Annotated in this window: 19 protein-coding genes and 1 pseudogene; 10 read left to right on the top strand and 10 right to left on the bottom strand. The window is 58.2% G+C overall.

Annotated features, from left to right (window positions below):
• The first annotated feature begins 365 nt into the window (after window positions 1–365).
• Window positions 366–1,052 (top strand): hypothetical protein, encoded by a 687-nt coding sequence (locus OCH7691_RS17115; protein WP_085884802.1) that lies wholly within the window; start codon window positions 366–368, stop codon window positions 1,050–1,052.
• Here the strand turns inward: OCH7691_RS17115 and OCH7691_RS17110 are convergent.
• Complete coding sequence (locus OCH7691_RS17110) at window positions 1,049–2,209, bottom strand: hypothetical protein (protein WP_085884801.1); 1,161 nt, start codon at window positions 2,207–2,209, stop codon at window positions 1,049–1,051. The two genes, OCH7691_RS17115 and OCH7691_RS17110, sit on opposite strands and share 4 nt — an antisense overlap.
• 73 nt (window positions 2,210–2,282) lie before the next feature.
• On the opposite strand from OCH7691_RS17110, the gene OCH7691_RS17105 reads away from it, so the two are divergent.
• Window positions 2,283–3,002, top strand: a complete 720-nt coding sequence (locus OCH7691_RS17105; RefSeq protein ID WP_085884800.1) for an AbiV family abortive infection protein — start codon at window positions 2,283–2,285, stop codon at window positions 3,000–3,002.
• Between the two features lie 168 nt (window positions 3,003–3,170).
• Here the strand turns inward: OCH7691_RS17105 and OCH7691_RS17100 are convergent, their stop codons facing one another.
• Window positions 3,171–4,019 carry a hypothetical protein gene (locus OCH7691_RS17100; protein WP_085884799.1) on the bottom strand — a complete coding sequence of 283 codons (849 nt, stop codon included), beginning with the start codon at window positions 4,017–4,019 and terminating at the stop codon, window positions 3,171–3,173.
• Window positions 4,020–4,323: 304 nt separating this feature from the next.
• Entirely contained in the window at window positions 4,324–4,686 is a 363-nt protein-coding gene (locus tag OCH7691_RS17095; RefSeq protein ID WP_085884798.1) for a hypothetical protein, read from the bottom strand.
• A gap of 385 nt (window positions 4,687–5,071) precedes the next feature.
• Between OCH7691_RS17095 and OCH7691_RS17090 the strand changes: the two genes are divergently transcribed.
• Together OCH7691_RS17090 and OCH7691_RS17085 are read left to right on the top strand one after the other, a co-directional pair.
• Complete coding sequence (locus tag OCH7691_RS17090) at window positions 5,072–5,320, top strand: hypothetical protein (protein ID WP_085884797.1); 249 nt, start codon at window positions 5,072–5,074, stop codon at window positions 5,318–5,320.
• A 50-nt stretch (window positions 5,321–5,370) separates the two neighbouring features.
• Complete coding sequence (locus OCH7691_RS17085; RefSeq protein ID WP_085884796.1) at window positions 5,371–5,784, top strand: IS3 family transposase; 414 nt, start codon at window positions 5,371–5,373, stop codon at window positions 5,782–5,784.
• Window positions 5,785–5,824: 40 nt separating this feature from the next.
• Here OCH7691_RS17085 and OCH7691_RS17080 read toward each other — a convergent pair.
• From OCH7691_RS17080 to OCH7691_RS17065, 4 genes are all read right to left on the bottom strand, one after another.
• Window positions 5,825–6,960, bottom strand: a protein-coding gene (locus tag OCH7691_RS17080; RefSeq protein ID WP_139839760.1) for an IS3 family transposase whose coding sequence is annotated in 2 segments (ribosomal slippage) — window positions 5,825–6,708 and window positions 6,708–6,960 — 1,137 coding nt in all. Because the reading frame shifts where the segments join, the coding sequence is not laid out codon by codon here.
• 130 nt (window positions 6,961–7,090) lie between these two features.
• A complete protein-coding gene (locus tag OCH7691_RS17075) occupies window positions 7,091–7,984 on the bottom strand; it encodes a 3'-5' exonuclease (protein ID WP_085884795.1) in 894 nt (297 codons plus the stop codon).
• On the bottom strand, window positions 7,981–9,999 hold the full coding sequence (locus OCH7691_RS17070) for an ATP-binding protein (RefSeq protein ID WP_085884794.1): 2,019 nt from the start codon (window positions 9,997–9,999) through the stop codon (window positions 7,981–7,983). The genes OCH7691_RS17075 and OCH7691_RS17070 overlap by 4 nt, the downstream gene beginning before the upstream one ends.
• Complete coding sequence (locus tag OCH7691_RS17065) at window positions 9,996–11,270, bottom strand: SIR2 family protein (protein WP_085884793.1); 1,275 nt, start codon at window positions 11,268–11,270, stop codon at window positions 9,996–9,998. The genes OCH7691_RS17070 and OCH7691_RS17065 overlap by 4 nt, the downstream gene beginning before the upstream one ends.
• A gap of 561 nt (window positions 11,271–11,831) precedes the next feature.
• Here OCH7691_RS17065 and OCH7691_RS23820 point away from each other — a divergent pair.
• A pseudogene (locus tag OCH7691_RS23820) lies at window positions 11,832–11,993 on the top strand (integrase core domain-containing protein); the annotation flags it as partial.
• A gap of 223 nt (window positions 11,994–12,216) precedes the next feature.
• Here the strand turns inward: OCH7691_RS23820 and OCH7691_RS17055 are convergent.
• The 3 genes from OCH7691_RS17055 to OCH7691_RS17045 all read right to left on the bottom strand — a co-directional run bounded on the left by OCH7691_RS17055 (window position 12,217) and on the right by OCH7691_RS17045 (window position 15,854).
• Window positions 12,217–12,891, bottom strand: a complete 675-nt coding sequence (locus OCH7691_RS17055) for a thermonuclease family protein (protein WP_217808108.1) — start codon at window positions 12,889–12,891, stop codon at window positions 12,217–12,219.
• 769 nt (window positions 12,892–13,660) lie between these two features.
• A complete protein-coding gene (locus tag OCH7691_RS17050; protein ID WP_085884790.1) occupies window positions 13,661–14,419 on the bottom strand; it encodes an SDR family NAD(P)-dependent oxidoreductase in 759 nt (252 codons plus the stop codon).
• A gap of 82 nt (window positions 14,420–14,501) precedes the next feature.
• The gene (locus tag OCH7691_RS17045; RefSeq protein WP_085884789.1) at window positions 14,502–15,854 is read right to left on the bottom strand and encodes a metal-dependent hydrolase family protein; all 1,353 of its coding nucleotides are present in this window, start codon (window positions 15,852–15,854) and stop codon (window positions 14,502–14,504) included.
• A gap of 277 nt (window positions 15,855–16,131) precedes the next feature.
• Here OCH7691_RS17045 and OCH7691_RS17040 point away from each other — a divergent pair, with 277 nt between their 5' ends.
• The 5 genes from OCH7691_RS17040 to OCH7691_RS17020 all read left to right on the top strand — a co-directional run bounded on the left by OCH7691_RS17040 (window position 16,132) and on the right by OCH7691_RS17020 (window position 21,589).
• Window positions 16,132–16,530: a RidA family protein gene (locus tag OCH7691_RS17040; protein WP_085884788.1), complete on the top strand. Its 399-nt coding sequence runs from the start codon at window positions 16,132–16,134 to the stop codon at window positions 16,528–16,530.
• A gap of 216 nt (window positions 16,531–16,746) precedes the next feature.
• On the top strand, window positions 16,747–18,240 hold the full coding sequence (locus OCH7691_RS17035; RefSeq protein ID WP_176245135.1) for a sugar ABC transporter ATP-binding protein: 1,494 nt from the start codon (window positions 16,747–16,749) through the stop codon (window positions 18,238–18,240).
• 9 nt (window positions 18,241–18,249) lie between these two features.
• The gene (locus OCH7691_RS17030) at window positions 18,250–19,218 is read left to right on the top strand and encodes an ABC transporter permease (protein ID WP_085884786.1); all 969 of its coding nucleotides are present in this window, start codon (window positions 18,250–18,252) and stop codon (window positions 19,216–19,218) included.
• Window positions 19,219–19,276: 58 nt separating this feature from the next.
• Window positions 19,277–20,335 (top strand): substrate-binding domain-containing protein, encoded by a 1,059-nt coding sequence (locus OCH7691_RS17025; RefSeq protein ID WP_085884785.1) that lies wholly within the window; start codon window positions 19,277–19,279, stop codon window positions 20,333–20,335.
• 117 nt (window positions 20,336–20,452) lie between these two features.
• Complete coding sequence (locus OCH7691_RS17020) at window positions 20,453–21,589, top strand: FAD-dependent oxidoreductase (protein ID WP_085884784.1); 1,137 nt, start codon at window positions 20,453–20,455, stop codon at window positions 21,587–21,589.
• Window positions 21,590–21,630: the final 41 nt, after the last annotated feature.

Genomic DNA, 21,630 nt, shown 5'->3' with positions numbered 1-21,630 from the left:
CTATTGGGGGGCCGGACGGGAGACCGCCCCGGAAGCCGAGAGCTCGTCCCGATATACCCTGACCGGCGTGTCGTCGCGACACGCAGCGGCGTCATCTTCAACATCCAGTGCAAAAACAACTGGATCGATCTCTCGAGGATCGAGGCTGATCGCACGCTGTATGTTCGATATAACCGGTCCCTGACGAACTACTATGCGCGCGCACTAAAGAAAGAACGTAATCACGAACATTGGCTGAAGCAGGAACTGGGTATGGATGAGGTGGTGCATTATGTGGTCAGCCGCTTTCCGGTGATCGGCGCCGACCCCGCGGTGATCAACTACAATCAGATCGATCGGCTTCGTTTCGCTGATCAGGCGGGCGCATGACGAATCCAGTGGATATTCGCGACTTGCTCGTGCAGTTCACAGGTCCCGATCTGACGCAGACCCTTGCACGGATCGAGAGGGCGGTGCGCGGCGTGGCGGCGAACGATTGCGCAAGCTTTCTCGAGGGCGCTGGCGTAGGTCGGGAGGCGTTGGCCGCGGCCGCCGAAATGAAGCGCCTGGCCGGGCAGATCAATGTGACCATCCATGCGCTCGGCATCTTGCTCTGCCTTCCGCACATCCTCGAACCCGATGAGCGGGTCGAATATGTTTCCCTAGGTGCTGGAAACACCGGACGCGAGTTTGATCTGGAGACCAACTTGCGGGTCGCCGAGTTCAAATTCATACGATGGCGGGGCGGCGCGGAATCGATCCGCCAAAATTCGGTGTTCAAGGATTATCTGTTGCTCGCCGAGCATCCGACGGTGAAGCGAAAATATCTCTATCTGCTCGGTACTGAGCATGCGTTCAAGTTCCTGCGGGGCGGCCGCGCCCTGTCGAGCGTGCTGAGCCGGAACGACAAGCTACAAAAGATGTTCGTGGAGCGCTTTGGCGAGGCATTCCGGACGGTCGGGGACTATTACGCGGTCCACGCCGGCGCGGTGGAGATCGTTGATGTCTCTCCGTGGCTTTCGGAACTGGCGGAAGAATTGATCGAGGAGCCGGATGCTGGCGCCGACGGCTAGGGAGCGGGGCGGGTGATGCGGGCGCGGCGTGCGGCGCGGCCTGTGGGTGGACGCGTCGCGGTCAGCAGTGCCGCTTCGGCAGATTTCTGTGGTCTCATGAAGTCCATGTGATCAATGATATCGGCACCGAGTGCGCGTGCATCTTCGGCCGATGGCCTCGGAACGTTGTATGTGAGTGGAAGAAACGCAGTCAGTGCGATGCGGTAGAGCGGTGCGGCATATTCGAAAATCGTCCGCTGCGGCGTGGGAAGAACGAGATTGCCGCGCTCAACGGGATTGCCGTGAAGGAAGTCGTTCCGGCATTCGTAGAGCATCTGGTAGAGCCAGGACGCCAGCGTGCGCTTCACCTTGGTTTTGCCGCCCGTGTCATGCGCGAGCTGGCCGCTCCCCGCCTTTGCCCAGCATGTCCGCTCAATCATCTCGAACACCTTGTCGCGGTTGGCCTGGCCGTTTCCGCCTGGATGTACGAGAATCTCGAAAGCACTGACCCAGAGGGAAACGACCCGCCCGACGTCGTAGAAGGTCGTCTCCGTCCCGGCCGGCAGAAGCGAGGCGTGATACGCCATGTTGAGCGAGCGCATCAGCGCGACGTTCTCCCGGGCGGGCTCACCCACTTCGTAGCGCCGACGCCAGCGCGCCATGAGCGAGGCAAGGAGCGGCTGGTCAATGTCGTTCTCGCCGAGCGACGTGCGGAACAGTGCTGGTGACGATTGGCCTTTGAAGCGGGAGAGCTCATGCGTGCCGAGGATGGCCGGCGTGCTGCCGATCACATCCTCATAGTGCCGGTCGAGCATCCAGGGATAAATCGCGAAGGCCTCGCCGAAGAGTACGCGATGCCCGCGCGGATGTTGGAGTTCCAACGCCCGGCCACGGGTGATCGCGGAGAGCGCGATGAGATCACGGAAGCTCGCGAGCGCCGCGACGTCGCAAAAGGTCGGCGGCGCGACCGTGTTCAGGAGCAAGACCGAGGGCTCGAACTTCTCTCCGAAATTATCCGCGAAGCGGCTGAGGAAGCGTCTGAACGAGGGATGCGCCCGCTTGAGGGTCCTAACGCGGGGGTCATGCGCGGGCGCGAGCGCTGCGATCTCACAGCCGATGGCAGCTTCCAGTGGAATATTCGGCAGGACGAAGACCGGCGTCCAATCTGTAGCAGTCATGTGCTATTCCTGTTTCGACGACGATTGTCTGCGGTCGCTGATGTATTCCTGCTTACAACACGCCGGAACAACAATGAACGATACTAAGCGAGAAGACGGAGGAGAGGAGGCCGCAAAGCGCGACCAGGCGACTTTGGACGTCCTCGTCCGCGGCGCCGAGAAGACATTTGATAATGCCGAGCGCCTCTTTCTCGAGGCCGAGCTTCTGGCGAAAGCTGGCGCGGTGGCGCGTGCCCTTTGCCTCCACCAGATCTCGCTTGAGGAATGCTCGAAGGTCAACAACTTCGGCGCTTGGGCGGTCAGCCTGGTTCTTGGGCTCGAAGTCGATCAGAAGAAGGTGCTCGCCGCCTTCGGGCGTCACGCGGCCAAGAACAGATCCAATGCATACATGCTGAAGGGTTCTGAAGCCGAAACCGATGCGAAGGCTCGTGGCGACTGGGAGGCTGCCATGGCGGCGTTCAGGCAGACTCAGGACGAATTTCACGAGACGTCGAATCGCGCCAAGAACGCCGCGCTTTACGTGGACTGGGTCGACGGCGAATTCGCCGCGCCGAGCGAGCGCATCACCAACGAAATGCTGGTTGAGATCACGGAGCGAAACGCCGAGTTTCTCGGTTATGCCCACAACGCGCTGAAGATGCTTAAACGACTGGAAAAGGCTCCCGATGAAATGAAGGGCCTACTTTCGGAATTCGTCGAACAGGCAGAAAAGCTCCGGGAACAGAATCCAGAGGACTTTATGGGAGCGATGGAAACATTGTCGCTGGGCTTTCTCGAGAAATTGAAGAATTAAGCTCTGCTTCGGGCGCCCATCGTCTTCGATCGGGGGGACTCTCAATGGGGGAACAGGCGCAGATGGTGGGGTGCCCTTTGACCGTGTCAGTCTTCCCAGTCGATGTGTTTTCCTCGTTCCTGTTTAGTTGACATTTGATGTCATACACTGATTAAGTTAGTGCGCTTGCTACTGCGCTAATAGAATAATCACGATTGCGATCCCGATTAACCACAATAGCCAAATATAGCCAAAATTTGACGAAGCAGTTATGGAGCCAGCATCTCCCAACGGATCCTCCAACTTCACACCAGAGATATTTTTGTCTATCAATATTTCCAATTCGTGGTTGCCGACCTTGAGAATTTGGGCCAGTCTGTGGGTATTCCGGCCATCAACGCTAATTAGGTGCTCCAACATCACCGGCAACTGAGTTTTCGCCCCGTCGACAACAAACGTTCTTTCCATCTGCCGGAGGTGGTTCAATAGTTCTTGCTTCACGTCTACGTCGCCAGCCGACAACCAGTTAAACCGCCGTTCTAGGTCTGCCGGAATCTTGTAGTGGATTACGACTTTTTCTATGTGATCGCGAACGGCCTCAATTGCATCTTCAATGTTAGCGTCCAGACCAATACGGAGCGTCTTTCGCGAATTCGGGCCAACGTGACGCCACAGATTCTCTGTCAGCTTGTATTTTTCTTCCAACGGCATTCTCGGTGGGATTAGCTCGAAAAGACGGCTCGCATTCTGGCCGCTCATAGTCACTTGCCCGGAACGCCACTTCGGCAAGGTGCGCTCCGCATACTCACGTGCCTTGCGGCCGTACTTCGCCTCGTATTCGTCCAGGATGGTTTTTAGCTGATGGAGCGGGATCGAAAAGAAATACGCCTTTACATCCTTATCTGTTCCGCCCAACTCGCGAGAAAGCTCTTTCGCCTCCTCAATATGCTGAAGGGCGCGCTCCCATCCGATATCGTGAGAGCGATATCCGTAATTGGATTGGTATGAGCCGCGAGACTTGCGGCGATAGCGAGCCATCTATCACCCCCGGAATGCATTGACTAGCCGCTCAAAGAAGGAACGACGGATGTTCGCTCGAAAGACGAGCGTCACGGCTACGCCATCCGCTTCAACCTTTCTCGTGACTGCCAATTGGCTACCTTGGGCGGCCAACTGGCGCCCGTGCTCAACCAACTCCACGAGCACGTTCCGCGCCTGTGTGACGATCAGGTCGGACGCTATCGGAGAGACGCTGGCTCGCGAACATTGATTACGGAGATCGGAAACTACTGCCTCGACATTGGTGGTTTCATCAGCGCGTACGGTTGTGCGGAACACGGCATTACTTGCTGAAAATGATTGCCGCTATAATTACCGCGGCAATCATACCGCAAATAATGTAAATCGGCGTCATGTCGCGGCGGCCCGTTTGACTGCTAGTGAGCTTGCCGCCCTGCGCCTCCGACGTGTTGCCCATGATGACTTCGGTTCGCCCTATCGAAGTTGTTTGAGTATGCGTAACAGTGACGGAGTTTCCGCCTTCCGATACCTCTTTCGTGGTCGAGGCCAATTGATCCAGGGTGGTCTTGAGCGTTCCCACGTCAACGTGAAGCTCTTGAGACTTCTTGCTGATGTCCAACATGCCTTTGGTGTACTCGACCAACAGCGCCTCTCGTTTGTCATCCGGTAACCACGAAAGGTCCATCGTCGTACTCGGGCTCAAAGGTATCGAGGTAGGAACCTGAGCCTTTGGCGCGGGGACTGCGCTTCTCGGTTTTTGGTCTTCCGGCATACAGCCCTCCTCTCTGAACCTCGGGTCCCGGTTGCTGCCCCAGCCGAAACGGCCCACAATTCTATCAGTTGAGGGCCTGCAAGTCGTGCCAAAACGACCTGTAGACGTTCTAGACTGTGACCATGACTATTCGCCCGCTCCCGGTTCTACTCGTCTCCTTCGTAGTTGCGGGGGGGGGCATGCCATCGAACGTGCTAGCGCATGGTGGCGGCCTAGACTGAGCTGCTCCCCGGCAATCGGGCAGTGACGCAAGGTACGGGATGGGTGTCTGCTGGTTTTCGAAGAAATGAAATCAGCAATGACGAAGCGCAGGCAGTACAAGTCCGAATTCTGGGAACGTGTGGCGCTTGAGGCGGTGAATAGCCAGAAAACGGTCGCCGAGCTGGTGAGCCGGTTCGACTTGTATCCGACAATGATCCACCAATGGAATAAGGCGCTGCTAGACGGCGCCTCGGATAGTTTCAAGCGTGTTCGCGTCGTGGCGGAAGTTGACGCCGCGGAGGTCAAGGAATCGTACGTGAAGATCGGTGAGCTGACGGTGGAATAAGATTTTTTGGAACACAGGCTGCGTAGGCTCCCCGACAGGAGCGCAAGGCGATGATCCGGCCCAACCATCCCTCAATGTCGATCGTCCGGCAATGCCGCCTTGTACCGATCAGCCGGTCGAGCTTCTATAACGCGGCGAGCGGCGAGAACCCGGAGAACCTGGCACTGATGGCGGAGATCGACCGGCAGTTCCTGGACGCGCCTTTCTACGGCGCCCGGCAGATGACGAGGCGCCTGCGCGCGGCTGGTCGGCGGGTGAGCGTCGAGCGGGTGCGTCGCCTGATGCGGCTCATGCGCCTGATGTCGATCTACAGCAAGCGGCGGATCAGCGTTCCGGCCCGGGGTACCGGCACTACCCGTATCTGCTGCGCGGACTTAGGGTCGATCGGCCCTACCAGTTGTTGTGCGCGACTATCGTCTATGTCTCGCTGGCCTAGGGCTTCCAGAGGTGGACCCGCCTGGTGAGACCGTTTGGCGGCTTGGCTAAGGTGGATCGGGTTGGTTTCTACGCCGCCAATTGCTCCGTCATTTCCCCAGTAGCATAGACCTCGTCGGGCGTCCTGCCGTCGAAGGTCGAGTGTGGCCGTCGCCGATTGTAATAGTCGATCCAGGAACCGATGCCGTTGCGGGCCTCGCTTCCCGTCTCGAAAGCGCTGAGGAAGACGCATTCGTATTTGAGGCTGCGCCACAGCCGCTTGATGAAGACGTTGTCGATCCATCGGCCGCGCCCGTCCATGGAGATGCGGATGCCGGCGTCCTTCAGCGTCGCCGTGAAGGCGGAGCTGGTGAACTGGCTTCCCTGATCCGTATTGAAGATGTCGGGCTTGCCGTGCCGGGCGATCGCCTCTCCAAGAGCGGCGACGCAGAAGTCGGCTTCCATCGTGTTCGACAGCCGCCAGGCCAGCACCTTGCGGCTGAACCAGTCCATGATCGCGACAAGATAGAGGAAGCCGCGCCGCATCGGGATGTAGGTCACGTCCGCACACCAGACCTGATCGGGCCGCTCGATAGCCAGATGTTGCAGCAGGTGGGGATAGATGCGGTGCTGGGGATGCGGCTCGCTGGTCTTCGGAGCCTGATAGATCGGCGACAGCCCGATCTTGCGCATAAGCCGTCGGACCCGCTTGCGGCCGACGCACCAGCCCTGGCGGCGCAGGGGCCGCGCCATCTGCCGCGAGCCATACCAGGGCGTCTCCATGAACGCCTCGTCGATGAGGCGCATCAGTTCGAGGTTCTCAGGGCTCTCGCCGGCGGGCTGTCGGTAGAACGAGGTCCGCGAGATCCAGACCAGTTCGCATTGGCGGTGGATCGAGTGCCACTTGTGATCGGGGTCGATCATCATTCTCCTCCGGTCCAGGCTCAGCGATCGAAGGCTTTGGCCAAAAAATCCCGCTCGACGACGAGCTGGCCGATCTTGGCGTGCAGCTTCGTCACCTCGGCTTCCCGGCCAACCTGCGCAGCCGCGGCTTTGTCGTCGAATGCCTTGGCCAGGTTCTCAATGGCCTGCCGCTTCCATTGCGTGATCTGGTTCGGGTGAAGCTGGTGCTTCGTCGCCAGTTCCGAAATCGTCCGCTCGCCACGGATCCCTTCAAGCGCAACCTTGGCCTTGAACTCGGCCGTGAACCGTCTGCGTGTCTTCATTGAGGATCGTCCTTTCCATCGGGCGATCCACCTTATGCCCCCGCCTCAGAAACCGGGTCCACCTCTGAACGCCAAAAATATCGCAAGAAGACCCTACGGTGTATCGGAAAAAATAATATTACTAGGGCGCCTAAATTCGTGAGGAGTAGCGATCATATGCGGTGATTTTGGTGGCGCGGAATTTGGTCGGTCTCTTATATATTTCGCGACAAAGGTATTCGATCTCCGCTTCCTTCTGTGCGTCCAAGACGTCGATGTGCCAAGCCTTGGGGTGTCTCGCGTCGCCGCCGCTCCAACGATATCCACGAGCCTTCAATGTATCCTTGAGCTCAAACGGAGAGTTTTCCGCCCAAATGCGCCAGGTTGTTTGTCGTGCCTGCGCCAGCAAGCGGGCAAGTCCGCTAACGCCGGATCGCGGCATTGTCCGTGACAAGAGTTCAACAGCCGCCAGACAGTCATTTGCCGCACGGTGACGCTCATAGAAGAACCCATGATCTGCCGCCAGGTACGCGAGCTTCGTGCCCTCGAAGCCTTCGGCGGCCCAATCGATCTCCGCCATGGAACAGGCCCATGGCTTCGTACTGAAGGTTTGGGAAAACCGCTCCAGAAAGCGACGATCGAACGCCGCGTTGTGCGCGACCACCAAGTCCGCTGGCCCCGCGAACTCCGATATCTCGCTGAGTTCGATCTTTTGGCCGGCCACCATGTCATCCGTGATCCCAGTTAGTGCCGTCACAGCCTGCGGAATTGGCGTCGAGGGCTCCCTCAGGCGATCGAACGGCTCCAAGATCTCGATCACTACTCCGTCGAGCGAGTAGCGGAAGGGAAGCATTGCAATTTCGATGATTTCGTCCCTTTCCGGATCGAGACCCGTCGTTTCGACATCCACGAAAAGCCCGATCCGACTCTCGCCGTCAGCCAGAGCACCAGCCGCGGTCCGCGGCTTGAGCCGGCGGAGAATTCTGTAATCCCCGCTGTCTTCGAGGATCGCCGCCAGCTTCTCGAGCTCAACTTGGTCGGTCATTGCCGCTGGCCATTGCCGCCCCCGTCGTCACCGACACCCGCCCCAATTTTCACCTGCGCGACCCGTCCCTCCTCGTGAAACCAGAGATCGCGGATCTTTGCGTCATCGCTCTTCGGTAGAGGGCGTGCCTCGCGCACACAGAACGTTGTGGGTAAGTTAACCGAAGTTCCGAACACGAGCGCATGCTGCTTCGGCAGAGACGGCAACCGCTTCAACACCGCCTCAGAAATGAAAGGCGTCATCTGGCGGATCTGCGAAAGATCGTCCGGATTCTGGATCCGATGAATGACAAAGTTTGAACACTGCGACAGCACCGTTTTCGAAAGCTCGCTCGGTCGTTGGGACGCGACGAGCAAGAAGAGCCCATACTTGCGGCCCTCCTTCGCAATTCGTTCGTAGATGCGACTGGCGTCGATGGCATGGCGAGACGGAGTCGCGGCAATATACCGGTGCGCTTCCTCCAGGAGCAGGTGTACAGGAAAGCGGTTTCTCGGTTCGGCCTGTCGAAGCAGCCGGAATGTCATCCGCGCGAGCACAGAGGCTACCAACTCGACCACTTCGTCTTCGACAGCGTTCATGTCGACGATAATGATTTGGTGGCGTTTGATCGGATGGCCGTCGCCTGATGTCAGGCCAAGAAGTCCTTCCAGAAAGTCTTTCAATGATGGCCCTTCATCGCCTGGCTGCAGATCATACCGCAGGAACGCGTATTCCGCCCGTTCCTTCAGCGACTTGAATCGCGTCATCATCTGCGAACTGTAGTCGCGAATCTGCCGATTACCGTGTGCCTCCTCATAGAGGATCGCGAAATCGAGACATTCATCAAGATCGTCGAATGTGAACGGCGTGCGATTATACGAAGGAAGCTCGACATCCTCGCAAAGCTTACCACGAACCTCATCCAGAAACGGGCGAAGGTTATCGCCATCGAAATTGCCGTACTGGTAGTTGGCGCCATACTTCTGGAGCAGCCCCATGTTCAGGTCGTCCGTCGGGTATTTCTGCAACAGCGACACGACGCGTTGGAACTTGGCGACAGGAGAATCCCCGTCAGCGCCGCGAAAGCACTCGATGATGCATGTCGCGATGAAGTGCTCCTTGATCTCCAGTGCTTCGGGTGAATTCCGACGAAACAGATCTGTGAGTCCCAATGCCGTTCGCAGCACCGGGATCTGTGTTCGCTCGCTCGCCTGAAGCAGCAGCTCCCATTCGGATTGCTCCAGAAACCAATGAGGCAGCCGGAACCGTCCTTCAGCGGTCGTCCCGTCGAGCACGACGCGGTCCACCCCGATCCCGTTGCCATTAGCCAGGCGCGAAAGGGCCTGCTCATACTCGCCGTTGACGTCGAACACGACGAACGTAGCGCCGCGCGCATGGTGTTCATCCGCCTTCTCGAACAACGACTGAAGCACGGAGGCGACGGTGCAGGACTTCCCGCTACCGGTGTTGCCCAGGACCGCCGTGTGGCCACCGAAGAAATCATCTATCCGGACCTTGACGTCATAGCCTTCGAAAACAACCGATTTGCCGATTGTCAAGGCACGGAAGCGCGTCGCGTCCGCCGGTATCGGCAGTACATCGTTCATCGCAGGCGCCGGTTCGACGGGAACATCCGTCTCGAATACCCGATCGAGTTCGGCATCAAGCGCGAAGAGGGCATCCGCGTAGAGTGACGGGAAGACGGAGACGCCGAATCGAAACTTCTCGCTCCGATCCTGCGGCAGCATCCCGATAGGCACGACGTCGAGATATTTCGCAGACGCTGCCTTGTCTAGCGCGCCATCACCGTGACTAGGGCCGGCGATGTCGCGTTCGTGCAAGCCGACGACTTCCACCACGACATACTCGGCTTGGATGGGTACCATGAGAAAGGATCCGAGCCGGGCCACATAATGCACATCGTCGAACCCGACGACCGTGAAGTTGTCGGTGCCTGCGTGCATTTCCACGACGAACCTGTCGGCCGCAACAGATACGACCTTGCCGATAGCGCGCATTCGATCATCACGGCTCATTCTTCTCCCGCCTTCTTTGAAGATATCGCATCCAGCACCTTCTTCACTGCGTCGTCGATTCGCTCGCTTGGGCGCTGCGGCATGAACTCTTCGATGACCGTATCGAAATAATGTGCTTTGCGGCCCACATCCGGACCGTCCCCTCCAATAATCCATATCCGTGGATCGTTGAGCTCGCGAAGTTTTGCGATTTCACCCGGCAACGTCGGGTCGGCGAAGATGACGAGCCTGAACGTCGGGATAGTCAGTGCCTGATAGATGATGTTGTTGATATGCTCGTCGCCGAAGGCGTAGCCTATCGTAAATAGCACGCTCTGCTCGCGCACGACGCGCGACTGAAACTCGCGGAATAGATCAGCATAAGGCGATCCCAGAGCGGAGTTCTGCTTCGCGGGCGTCGGAAAGATCATCACCTTACCGGGGGGCTGAGAAATCGCTATCTCCCGGATCGGAAACAGCCCGTGATCGTCTTCAGTCCAACTGATCGATCCGTGAAGCTTGCCGAGATATACGAACCCATCGACCGCGGACCATTTGCGGCTCGCCACGTCGAGCTGCTCGGCCAGTGCGTACCGGAACGTTGCCGGATTGAAACGGCGCTCAACGACGCCGGAAAAACCGTTCGCATACGGCAGGCCGAGCCGGTCCATGGCCGTCTCGTTGAACAGGTCGTAATTCGTCGTGAAGACCCAGGGCCTCGGCAATGACCGATCGCGGAGCACCAGCTTGCGGTAAAATGACTCGTAAAGTGCCATAACGGTGTTGTCGCCTTTGGCGAATGCACCGCCTGTACACTTGTTCCATAGGAAGTGTTTGACCTTGTTGATCACCGAGTTGATGGTCGAGAGTTCGGCTTTGGCCTCCTTTAAGGAACTTCGAGCAAGGCTGAAGCGAAAACTGAACAGGAGTTCCATAAGCCGTTCGAGATTGCGCGAATAGTCCTTGGCGCTGATGTCGATCCCAAATTTCTGCAAGAGCAAGCTGCGCTCTATCGCTGTTGGAAAGGACTGATCTTCGTCCTTCCGCTTCCTCGTGAATTCCTCTGCAAGTGGTGCCATGGTCGGGACGCCGACTTCCTGGCCGTTTTGCCATGATGAAGAACAGCCAGCGCCTAAGAGGAAGGCTACATTCCGCGCATTCAGCGATTCGCCAATCGCTTGTCTCGCCTTGTCGGCGCCGTCCGGCCATTTGTAATTTTCTACGCCTATCTCGGCGCCACGAAAGAAACTAAAAGTGCGCTTCGCTGCGCCTTCCTCAACGATTTCTGGCATTTCGTTTCATCTTTATGTTGGTAAATCATCGAATTTCCGAAAAAAATAGATGAATTAACTGCCAAAATAGGGAAAAATAAAGTCATATACTTTCCACTATTGTGTCAACAACTTGTGACGTCTATGGCGAGATCTTCTTGCATAGTGAAGATTCTATTTTGAAGAATACAACCACTCTTCGATCGCGAGAGAAATCTCGATGGGCCAGAAGCCGCAATGTTCTGTCTATCACGTCATGGTATCATGTAGAATCTATTCATAACGCAGAGGTTGCAGACATGCAAGAGTCTTGACGGAATAATTCGGTGTATGCGTGCCTATTCAGACGGGAGAAGTACGGCATCTCGAATGCGAACTTTTACAAGCACAAGGCACAGTTCGGCGGCATGACGGTGTGGGACGCGCAGCGCCTGCTCACGCTGGAGGGGAAAACGCCAAGCTGAAGCGCCGCATGGCAGAGAGCCTGCTGGACAACGCGCCGCTTACGGAGCTCCTGCAAAGCTCTCCCAGAACGCCTTTGAGGGTTCTTTCAATGGACGGTTCTAAGACGAGCGCAACAACGAGCACCTTTTCCCCCTTCTCGACGAGACCCGGTGCCTCGTCGAAGTGTGGCGTATCGATTACAATGTCGAGCATCCCCATTCGGCGCCTCGGCGGCCTGACTCTAGTGCCCCATGCCGAGCAGGTCGGCAACCAGCGGCCCGGCTGGCCTTAGCTGCGTGAGGGCTCCGCATATCGGACTATCAGCCCCTATGCCCAACCGGAAAGAAAGGCGAACAGCCTCTACTAACCATTGGCCCGGATCAGGGAGCGGGGTCAGACACACAGTGTCGCGTGATCTGGGAGATAGTATCTCCACTACGCCGAGCACGCCGTTGCAGATCGCCCCATTATCGCAAAGATTCATTGTAGTACGCGTTTTTCGGGTCTCGTTGGCGGGGCTTTGTTACCTCCGCGACCTCCGCCAACCTCCGGCCTTTGCTTCGTCCTCGGTACAGAACCACCGCTCGCCCTTCGAAGGGCTGATTCTGGTCCGGGCGTAATCTTTACCGCCGGGAACGTGGTAGATCCGCTCGCCCTTGGAGCTTACGTTTCCCTTGATAGTGCATTCCCGGTCAACGGTCGGTTCGGTTGATCTCACGCCCCGGCGCCACTCCCAAGGCTTGTCGAACCGGCCGCGCCAGATACCGACACCCTTGCTCGCTGCCTGGGCCTCTTCATCGATATAGTCCGTCGAGTAGCGGCGATAGGCGAGCGCCCACCCTTGCAAAACCATCCAGCTTCCGAGATCGGTTCCTCCGGATGAGCATGACGCGACAATCCTGCCGTAGCGGTCAATGTCGCGGGCCATGCAGTTGACTACGGACTGGCCAAGAAAGTCGGAGAGCGCCAGGGCTGCCTGCTGGCCGCAACGGTAAGGCTTGTCGTCAAGGGTGCAGGTCTGACCGCTTTCCGGGGCATCGATCCCGTGCATCCGAATTCGCTGGCCGTGGATGTCGATCGTGTCACCGTCGATGACCGAGGCCCTGCCCTCGATGACCTGCTGGCCCTGCACCGGCATTGCCCAGATACACAAAAGCGCGCCCAGAATAACGGTTCGTGAATGAGTGAGAATGTTCAACGAATGATTCCCGAGGAATGAGCGGTCCGCGGTGCGACCTACCGACGTCCTACGACACCAGAAGACGCTTTGCTGGCCGTCACTATGCCAGCGCATGATGGTGTGGGAGCGAGGGTGCCGCGATGAAGTCGACCGGCGTCTATTGGCACCTGACGACACTACGCAAGCCGATACTCTGCCTCCTCGTAACGGCCTGGGAGCGCGGCGGATCGCATATTACTTTGTCCAGCGGACTGCATCAATTCTACGACAACCAAACTGAGTGCCCGCGGTGCGGTCTTCCGGCGTCTTTCGGCACCAGGTGACGCTATTCAGGCCGCCACCATGCCAGCTCATGTTGATATCAGTGCGAGAAGAACTTTCTTTCCAATGATTCAGAGAATTGAACAATGAATGGCTGGGGCAGACCTGATGGTCTGTGTCTAGGCTGCTCCGTGCATTAGGGGCCTTCGGGCCCTGATCGCCGATGCAATTCGCCGGAGCGCCAACTATCTGTCCGACGATCAGGCCAAGGCGACTGTCGATACGATCCTCAGGAGCTTTTGGGTCGCGGGGATTCGGACGCTTAAGGGCTGACATTGCCCGCGCACCTTGGCTGGATGATCCCTTCGCTCGCGTGCTTATCGTCAGGGGAGCAGGTCAGCGGCTCTTCACCGCCGGTGAATCGGACCGGTCTTCGAGTACTCTCGAGCACCCTTTGATGTGTTTCGGCATACGAATTGAAATCGCATGCCGAAACACGGGTAAGGTCTCTCTATTGACCTAGCTTTCAATCTTGGCGAAAGCCAATATTGCTATATCCGCTGTCGACGGGAATGACGGTACCGGTGATCCACCCGGCTTTGTCGGAGGCGAGGAACGCCACGAGTTCGACGACATCCTGTGGCTCGCCAGTGCGGCCAAGGACGTATTTCGATGCAAACTCACCCAGTGCGACTTCGTATTGCTCCCTTGTCATACCGTCTGCGAAGTAGATTTCGCTTCGGACCAGGCCGGGAGCGACTGCATTTACCCGAATGCCCTTGGTCCCGAGCTCGATAGCCATTGCCCTCGTGAAACTCTCGATGGCACCTTTCGTCGCCGAGTAAACCGAGCTGGCGAGAAGTGGGCGCTTCGCCAGCGCCGAACTCAGATTGATGATAGAGCCGCGCGATTTCGAGAGTGCGTCGGCGAACGCTTGGGTACAGTTGATCGTTCCAATGACGTTTACGTCGAACTGATAACGGATCGCCTCTTCCGTCATCTCGGCGAGATAGCCGCTTCGAATCACGCCAGCATTGTTTACGAGCACATCGACCCGGCCAAAACGCTCGAGAATATTGCTCGCAGTTGCACGCACCTCGGCCTGCCGGGAGACGTCACAGACCATGGTCTCGATGCCGTCATCCTGGATCCTCCGGAGCCTTTCCGGGCGACGGGCGACTGCCACAACCATGAATCCATCCCGTCGTAGGGCCTTTACCATCGCTTCGCCGAGGCCGGCGCTGCCGCCGGTCACGACAGCGATCTTCTTTGGGTCTCCAATCATGCAACCCTCCGGTCGTATGCGGCATGAGACGCCGAAGTTTGGCGCGGCCGGTGTCTTGATGTCGCGGTGTCCGTGCCGGTCCTCAGTGGGTCTTCAAATAGCCCCGTCCCGCCCGGGAGTCGTACTTGAACCAGCCGGGTAGAAAAGTGCGGTGCTTCTCGAACGACCAGACGCGGCGATCGGGGATCGGCGTCTCGATATCGACAAGCGAGCCGCCCTTCATTACGGATACGATGTTCTGCGGACGTTGAAGCAAGGTGACATCCGCCGTCGGGTCGCCGTCGACGACAAGAATGTCGGCGAGCTTCCCTTCGGCGAGCGTTCCGATCCGGTCCCGCCATTGCGGCAGTAGTCTGGCGGCAGCACCGGTCGCGGCGTGGAGCGCCTGGAGTGGGGTCAGGCCGATGTCATTGACGAAGATTTCGAGTTCTCGCGCGTGCCAGTCGCCATAAGGCACAAGAGACCAACCGGACTCGGATCCACAGATCAGGGGGACACCGGCATCGTACGCCTTGCGGAGATTGATGCAGGCCGATTCGTATTCGTGCCGGAACTCGTCGATGATCGAGGCTCCGGCTTCACCTTGTGCGGATTCCAGAATGTTGGCCAGCAAGGTCAATGTCGGAACGATCGCTATGTTGTTTTTCAGACATAGCTCGATGCCTTCCTCGTCGATGAACGAGGCATGCATGATCCAGTCGAACCCTGCCGCGGCGGCAAGACGCGTGGCTTCCCCTGATCGCGCGTGAACGGTGCATGTACGCTCCAGACGATGAGCCTCGGCCGCAATCAGATTGAATTCGTCGGCAGTGAAGGCGGCCCCCCCGACTGGTGCATTGGCGATCGCGAGATCCGATGACCCTGACACCTTTATGCAATCGACCCCGTTCTTCACTTGAAGGCGGATCAGTTCGATGATCTCGTCGCGCCCCTTCGCCAATACGCCGGCCTGACCAGGCGGGAACTGCATCGAACTCGGGAAAGAATCCTCGAGGCCTTGATGTGAGGTGATCTGCGGTCCGCAGACGGCGAGACGAGGTCCTTCGTACATGCCGGCTTCGATCGCATCGCGAACCGAAGCGGCGATATTGTACGTCGTCGCGGCATCGAAGGCGCTGGTCACGCCGGCACGCAGGACTTTGCGGGCGTTCCAGATGGCCTTGATTGAACGGTACTCGACCGGCGTATAGAGCGCGAGCTCTTCCTCCGATCTTGCCTCTCCGAAGGAAACATGGATGTGGCCATCGATCATGCCCGGCATGACGGTGCGACCGTCACCGCCGAGAACCCGTGCATCGGGATCTCGATAGCGCTCGGGGAGCTGTGCCTCAGGTCCGATCCAGGCGATCGTGTCCTTATCAACGGCGACCACGCCGTGTTCCAAGGGGGCGCTTCCGGTGCCGTCGAAGACGCGTCCCTTAATCAGATGGACCATACCGTTCACAGCATTCTCCCCATGTTGGAAAATTGGATACAAACATCCAACACGCAGTCGAGGTGTGTCAAGCGTCTCTGGCGGGACGTTCGCTAGAGATGGGCATAGAAAATAAAAAAATAACGAAAAAACAACAAGGTACCATGGATCCGCGATCAGTCTTGGTTGAGTTGATCGCAAAATTTCTTGACAGCTCATGAGTCGAAAATGAGGATATGTGTATCCAGTTAAACCCGTTGGCCGCAGTTGCGCCACGTAGATGTGAGGATGAAAACAGATGCCGATTGCCGGTGCCCGCCAGGAAATCCGACTTGATGACCTTAATCCGCCCATCAGCCATTACACCGACGCGGTGCGGTTTGGGAATTTGCTGTTCATCTCTGGCATCGCGCCTCTCGACGCCGATCTCAACGTGGTTGGCGAGGACGATGTGGTCGCGCAAGCGCGCCACGTGTTCGAGGTGATTGGAAAGATTCTCGAGCGGGCAGGGGCGAGCTACGAGAACGTTCTGAAAGTCACCGTATACCTGACCGATGTTGACGATCGGACGAAGATCAACCCGATCAGAAAAGAGTTTTTCGGGAAGACCCTACCGGCAAGCACGTTGATCGGCGTGAAGGAGTTGGCGATCCCCGGCATGAAGGTCGAAGTGGAAGCGGTCGTTGGCATCGCGTAAGCCATTCCGGCCCCGATCGCGCTCGACCCCCAAGGACTTCTTGCAGAAATTGCGGACGTCATGGGGCCCGCTACAAGCGAAGCGGAGCAATGCCGTGCGTTCAATGACAGAACTCGTATGCGTCGCATGGCTGGAGCGTACGCGATGAACCCGCTAGCGGCTGATCATTCGGCGGCGCCTCGGCCTCAGCCTGAGGTCGTCCTCTGTGCGTCAAACGTGAGCAAGAAGTTCGGTGCCACGCAGGCACTGGACGAGGCGTCGATCCAGATCTGTAGTGGCGGCGTCCACATCCTGCTTGGCGAGAACGGGGCCGGAAAGTCGACGCTCGCCAAAATATTTGCCGGCGTCCACCGTCCCGATGCGGGGCAGATCGAAGTCCGCGGACAAGCGGTGGAGATCGGTGACGCCCGGACAGCGCGAGAACTCGGAATCGGCATCGTGTTCCAGGAGTTGTCGCTGGCGCCGCATCTTTCAGTGCTTGACAATATATTTCTCGGCGCGGAGGCGAAGCGGCGGCCTTTTTCCTTCTTGTCTCGCGGCGAAGAGGCCCGGCGATGCCGCAATGTGCTGGAAATGCTCGACCTGGATGTCCCTCTGCAAGCGCCCGTTTCGAGCCTACCGATCGCGCAGAAGCAGCTCGTCGAGATCGCCAAGGTTTTGGCGCGCGATGCCAAGATCATCATCATGGACGAGCCGACGTCCACCCTGACCGACCGTGAGAAGCAGGCGCTGTTCCGGGTCATTGGGGTCCTGAAACAGCGTGGCGTCGCGATCCTCTACGTAACCCATCACCTGCAAGAAGTTGAGTTGATCGGCGACTTCGTCAGCGCCATGGTGAATGGTCGGGTCACGCAGTCCTGCCCGGTTACCCCGGCGCTGACGGAACTCAAGCTGGTTTCCATGCTGACCGGGCGCGAAGTTCGGGAGTTCACGCGTGCCAAGCCGCGCACTCCCAGTTCACCGCTACTGACCATTGCTGCGTTGAAGTCGAAATCGGGCTGCAAGGATGTGGCCCTAACCGTGGGCCGCGGCGAGATCGTCGGCGTCTACGGTGTCGTAGGCTGCGGACGGGAGAGCTTAGGCCGTGTGCTCGTCGGTTTGGAGGCCCACTCGTCCGGCGAAATACACATGGATGGTAGGCCCTATCGACCACGTCACCCGGCCCATGCACGCGGGCTCGGCATGAGCTACCTGCCGATGGACCGGAAGCAGAAGGGCATTCTTCCGAACCGCTCGATTCGGGAAAACCTCAACCTCATGAATTTGAGGGACTTTAGCACGATTGGCGGAATGCTCTCCAGGAGCCGGGAACGGGAACGTTCCACGCGAGTCCTCGATGAGCTTCTCGTTCGCTTCGACTCCCAGGAGAAGCCAATCACGACCCTAAGCGGGGGCAATCAGCAGAAGGTATTATTTGGGCGCGCCATAGCCGGTGCGCCGAAGGTGATCGTGATGGAGGATCCTACGGTTGGCATCGACATCGGCGCCAAGGCCGATCTTTACCGATTGATGCACGAACTTCGAAATCGTGGGATCAGCTTCCTGATTTTCTCCAGCGACCTGCTCGAGACGTTGAAGATCTGCGACCGTATCTACTCGATGTACGCCGGCAGGATCGTCAGAGAGTACGCGGATCCAACGATGAACGACGAGGCGCAGATCCTGTCCGACATTCTCGGGCAGGAATTGCATCGTGCCGCCATTCATTAGGAACTGATTATGTTTCAAGGCGCAAAATCCGGTGGAACTCTTATTCGCTTGGCTTCTTTCGATATGCAGAAGCTTGTCTTGCCGGGCATCATTGTCCTGATCGCCGTTGTCAGCGGCATGATCGAACCGCGCTACTGGACTGCCCAGAACCTCGTCAATCTTGGGCGTCAGATCTCACCTCTGCTGATCCTCGCGGCAGGCCAGAGCCTTACCGTGATCTCGGGTGGCCTCGACTTGTCTGTTGCCGCCGTCCTCGCCCTCAGCGGCATTTGCGGCGTCGTTGTCATGAACGATTTCGGCATGACGGCCGGCATTATTACGATGTTGCTGACGGGCATTGCCTTCGGAACATTCAATGGGGCCATCATCGCCCGCTTCAAGGTGTCGCCGTTCATAGCCACCCTCGGCACGCTGTCGATCGCGCGGGGCCTGGCGTTGATGATCGCTGGCGGTCTGCCGATCTACAAAATGCCAGAAGCCTTCATCGACATCTTCGGATCGGGTGCGGTGTTTGGCTTACCGGCCGGCGTCATCTTCGCACTTGGGACGGTGATCGTGTTCAGCGTCATCCTGCGTTACACAATTCTTGGCCGCTACGTCTATGCCATCGGATCGAATACGGATGCTGCGTTCAATTCCGGCGTAAACGTTCGGGCCTACACAGTTCTGGTCTATGCGCTGTCGGGCCTTACCGCAGGGGTCGCAGCGGTCGTCTTGACCTCATATGTCGCTGCGGCGCAGCCGCTTGCAGCGCAGGGCCTCGAACTGCAGGCGCTAGCCGCCGTAGTGGTCGGCGGTGTCGCTCTCACTGGCGGCCAAGGTTCCATGCTGAATGTCTTCTATGGGGTCGTCATCCTCGGGATGCTGTCGAATTCCCTCACTATGATTGGCGTGTCGTCCTTCATGCAGACGCTGGCAATCGGCGTAGTGATCGTCGCGGCCGTCATTCTCGATCAGCTCCGCCGTTCCGCGAACTGATTGTGTTTCGCAATTACCGCAATCGACTGGCTCAACAATAATCAAACAGGAGGCACGAATGAGAATCTCGAAACTGATTGCCGCGTCTTTCGTGGCGTTGATCGCCACGGCGGGCGTGGGCAGTACGTCGGTGTCTGCGGCCGACGATTTTGATCGGCTTCGTGGCTTGATCGACCCGGCAAAACCGAAGGAGCAGTATCGAATTGCGTTCGCGGCGGTCCATTTCGTCGACGCCTATTGGAAGGGGGTTGCCTACGGCATCCTGGATGAGGCCAAGAAGGCCGGCGTGGATGTGGTGCGGGTTACATCGGCCGGCGGCTACGGAAATCTCCAGCAACAGATCGCGCAGCTGGAGGCGCTTGCTGCGCTCGATTTGGACGCGCTCATCATCGGCGCAGCGACTTTCGACGGGCTGCGGCGGCCGCTCAAGACGCTGGCCGAAAACGGCGTCAAGATCATCGCCATGGACCTGTCGGTCAATAGCCCTGATGTCGTACTGCGGGTCGGGCAGAACCAAGTCGATATTGGTTTCGCCATGGCTGAGTACATCTGTCAAAAAGATCCCGACGCTCTCGTTATCACAATTCCCGGCCCGGCGGGCGTGGAGTGGACCGCGGACAGGTTGCGCGGCGTCAAACAGGCCGCCGAGAAATGCCCGGACATGAAGCTCGTGGGCAACGAGTTCAAGGCAAGTACCCTGCTTGAGGACGGTCAGTCCCAGGCGGCGGATTTGCTTACTGTCTATCCTGATGCCGACTATATTTATGCGGCCGCGGTCAGTCTGGGGACAGGCGCGGCGCGTGCAATCGAGCGCGCGGGAAGCCATGCAAAGGTGGTTACCGGTGGCTTCACCGACAACACCGTCGAGCTGATGGAAAAGGGGCTGATCGACATGGTGGTGTCAGAGCCGGGCATCCTGATCGGTCGGGTAAACCTGCAATACGCCATTCGCGCCTTGAATGGTGACGATCTTCCCCATCTCGCTCAGGACGGCGATCTTCCATACCTGTCCTATAATCTTCCGCCGAGGACTGTTAGCCGGGACAACCTGAGTTCCTACAATCTCGACTGGTACGATATGCCGCCCTCTGACTGGGATGTGCCGGCCTCCCAATAAAAAGCGAGCCAGGTCGGTCCCGAGTCCGCAGAGATATCTGCACTCGGGACCGATTGGCGGATTGCAATAGATTATTGGGAATACAGACCCTCGAAGACATCAGGAGTCACAAGAACTATGGCAAAGCGTATTGCTGAGATTGCCGGTGCGGGACTATCAGGTCTGATGTTGGCCGCGCGGCTTGCGCAGCTTGGGTGGACCGTCAACCTCCACGAGCGCAGCAAGGATCTGCGTATGTTCGGCGCCGGCATCTGGCTGTGGGAGAACGGTCTTAAATCCCTGAAGGTGGTTGGCGCTTACGACGACGCCGTCGCCAATGCGAAGAAGATCAATCAATGGCGTATCGTCGATCATCGGGGAAAGACGCTGATGACCCGGTCGTTCACCGCCGACGACAAGATGTTGGTGCCCCCGCGGGCCGACCTATATCAGGCGCTTATCGATCGTGTCCAGGAATTGGGGGTGAACATCTTTACTTCCTCCGTAGTCGTCGGCGCGAGATCGGAGGGCAGCCTGCTGATGGAGAACGGCGACGAACGGCTGGCCGATCTTGTGGTGGGCGCCGACGGCAACGGGTCGAGAATTCGTGAGTCGATCAATGGCTCGCGATGGGTCGATTATGGCGTCGAATCCGGAATCCGTATGTTGATCGAGCATCGTGAAGGGGACCCGGAGGACACCATTACCGAGTACTGGAACGGGCCCTGGCGGCTTATGTACAATCCGTGCACGGGCGGGCAGGACTACATTTTTCTGGGGGCGCCGATCGGCGATCCTCGCACCCAGATGCCGGTTGACCGGGAGATCTGGAAGGACACGTTTCCGCAGCTTTCGACGCTTATTCCCAGACTGCAGGAGGATGGCCGCTGGGACCGGATCATTAACATCAAGTGCCGGACATGGTCGGAAGGCAGGGTGGCGATTGTTGGCGACGCTGCCCATGCTATGCCGCCAAATCTCGGCCAAGCGGCAAATACCGCATTTGCTAATGTGCTGGCACTTGCCGCAGCCGTTGATGAGGCATCCGACATTCCGCAGGCGCTTGTTCGCTGGGAGCAGCGACAGCGGCCGATGACCGACCATGTTCAGTGGTTCTCGTACATCTACGGTTACGTCGTCGCCAAGTGGCCGCTCCGCTTCCAGACCATGCGTTCGGACCTTATTCGCAGTATGGCAACGATGGACTGGTTCACCGAGAGCCTCAACAGAGGCGCGTGGCATGTCCCAGCTGGTTATGAGGCCATCCCCCGATGAAATTAATGGCTTTCTCGTGGTGTGATTATTCTGCGCGCCAG

The organism is Oceanibacterium hippocampi, assembly GCF_900172325.1.
Lineage (GTDB): Bacteria > Pseudomonadota > Alphaproteobacteria > Sneathiellales > Sneathiellaceae > Oceanibacterium > Oceanibacterium hippocampi.
Note: the sequence above shows the minus strand (reverse complement) of the source record. Positions and strands in the feature narration are given on the sequence as shown.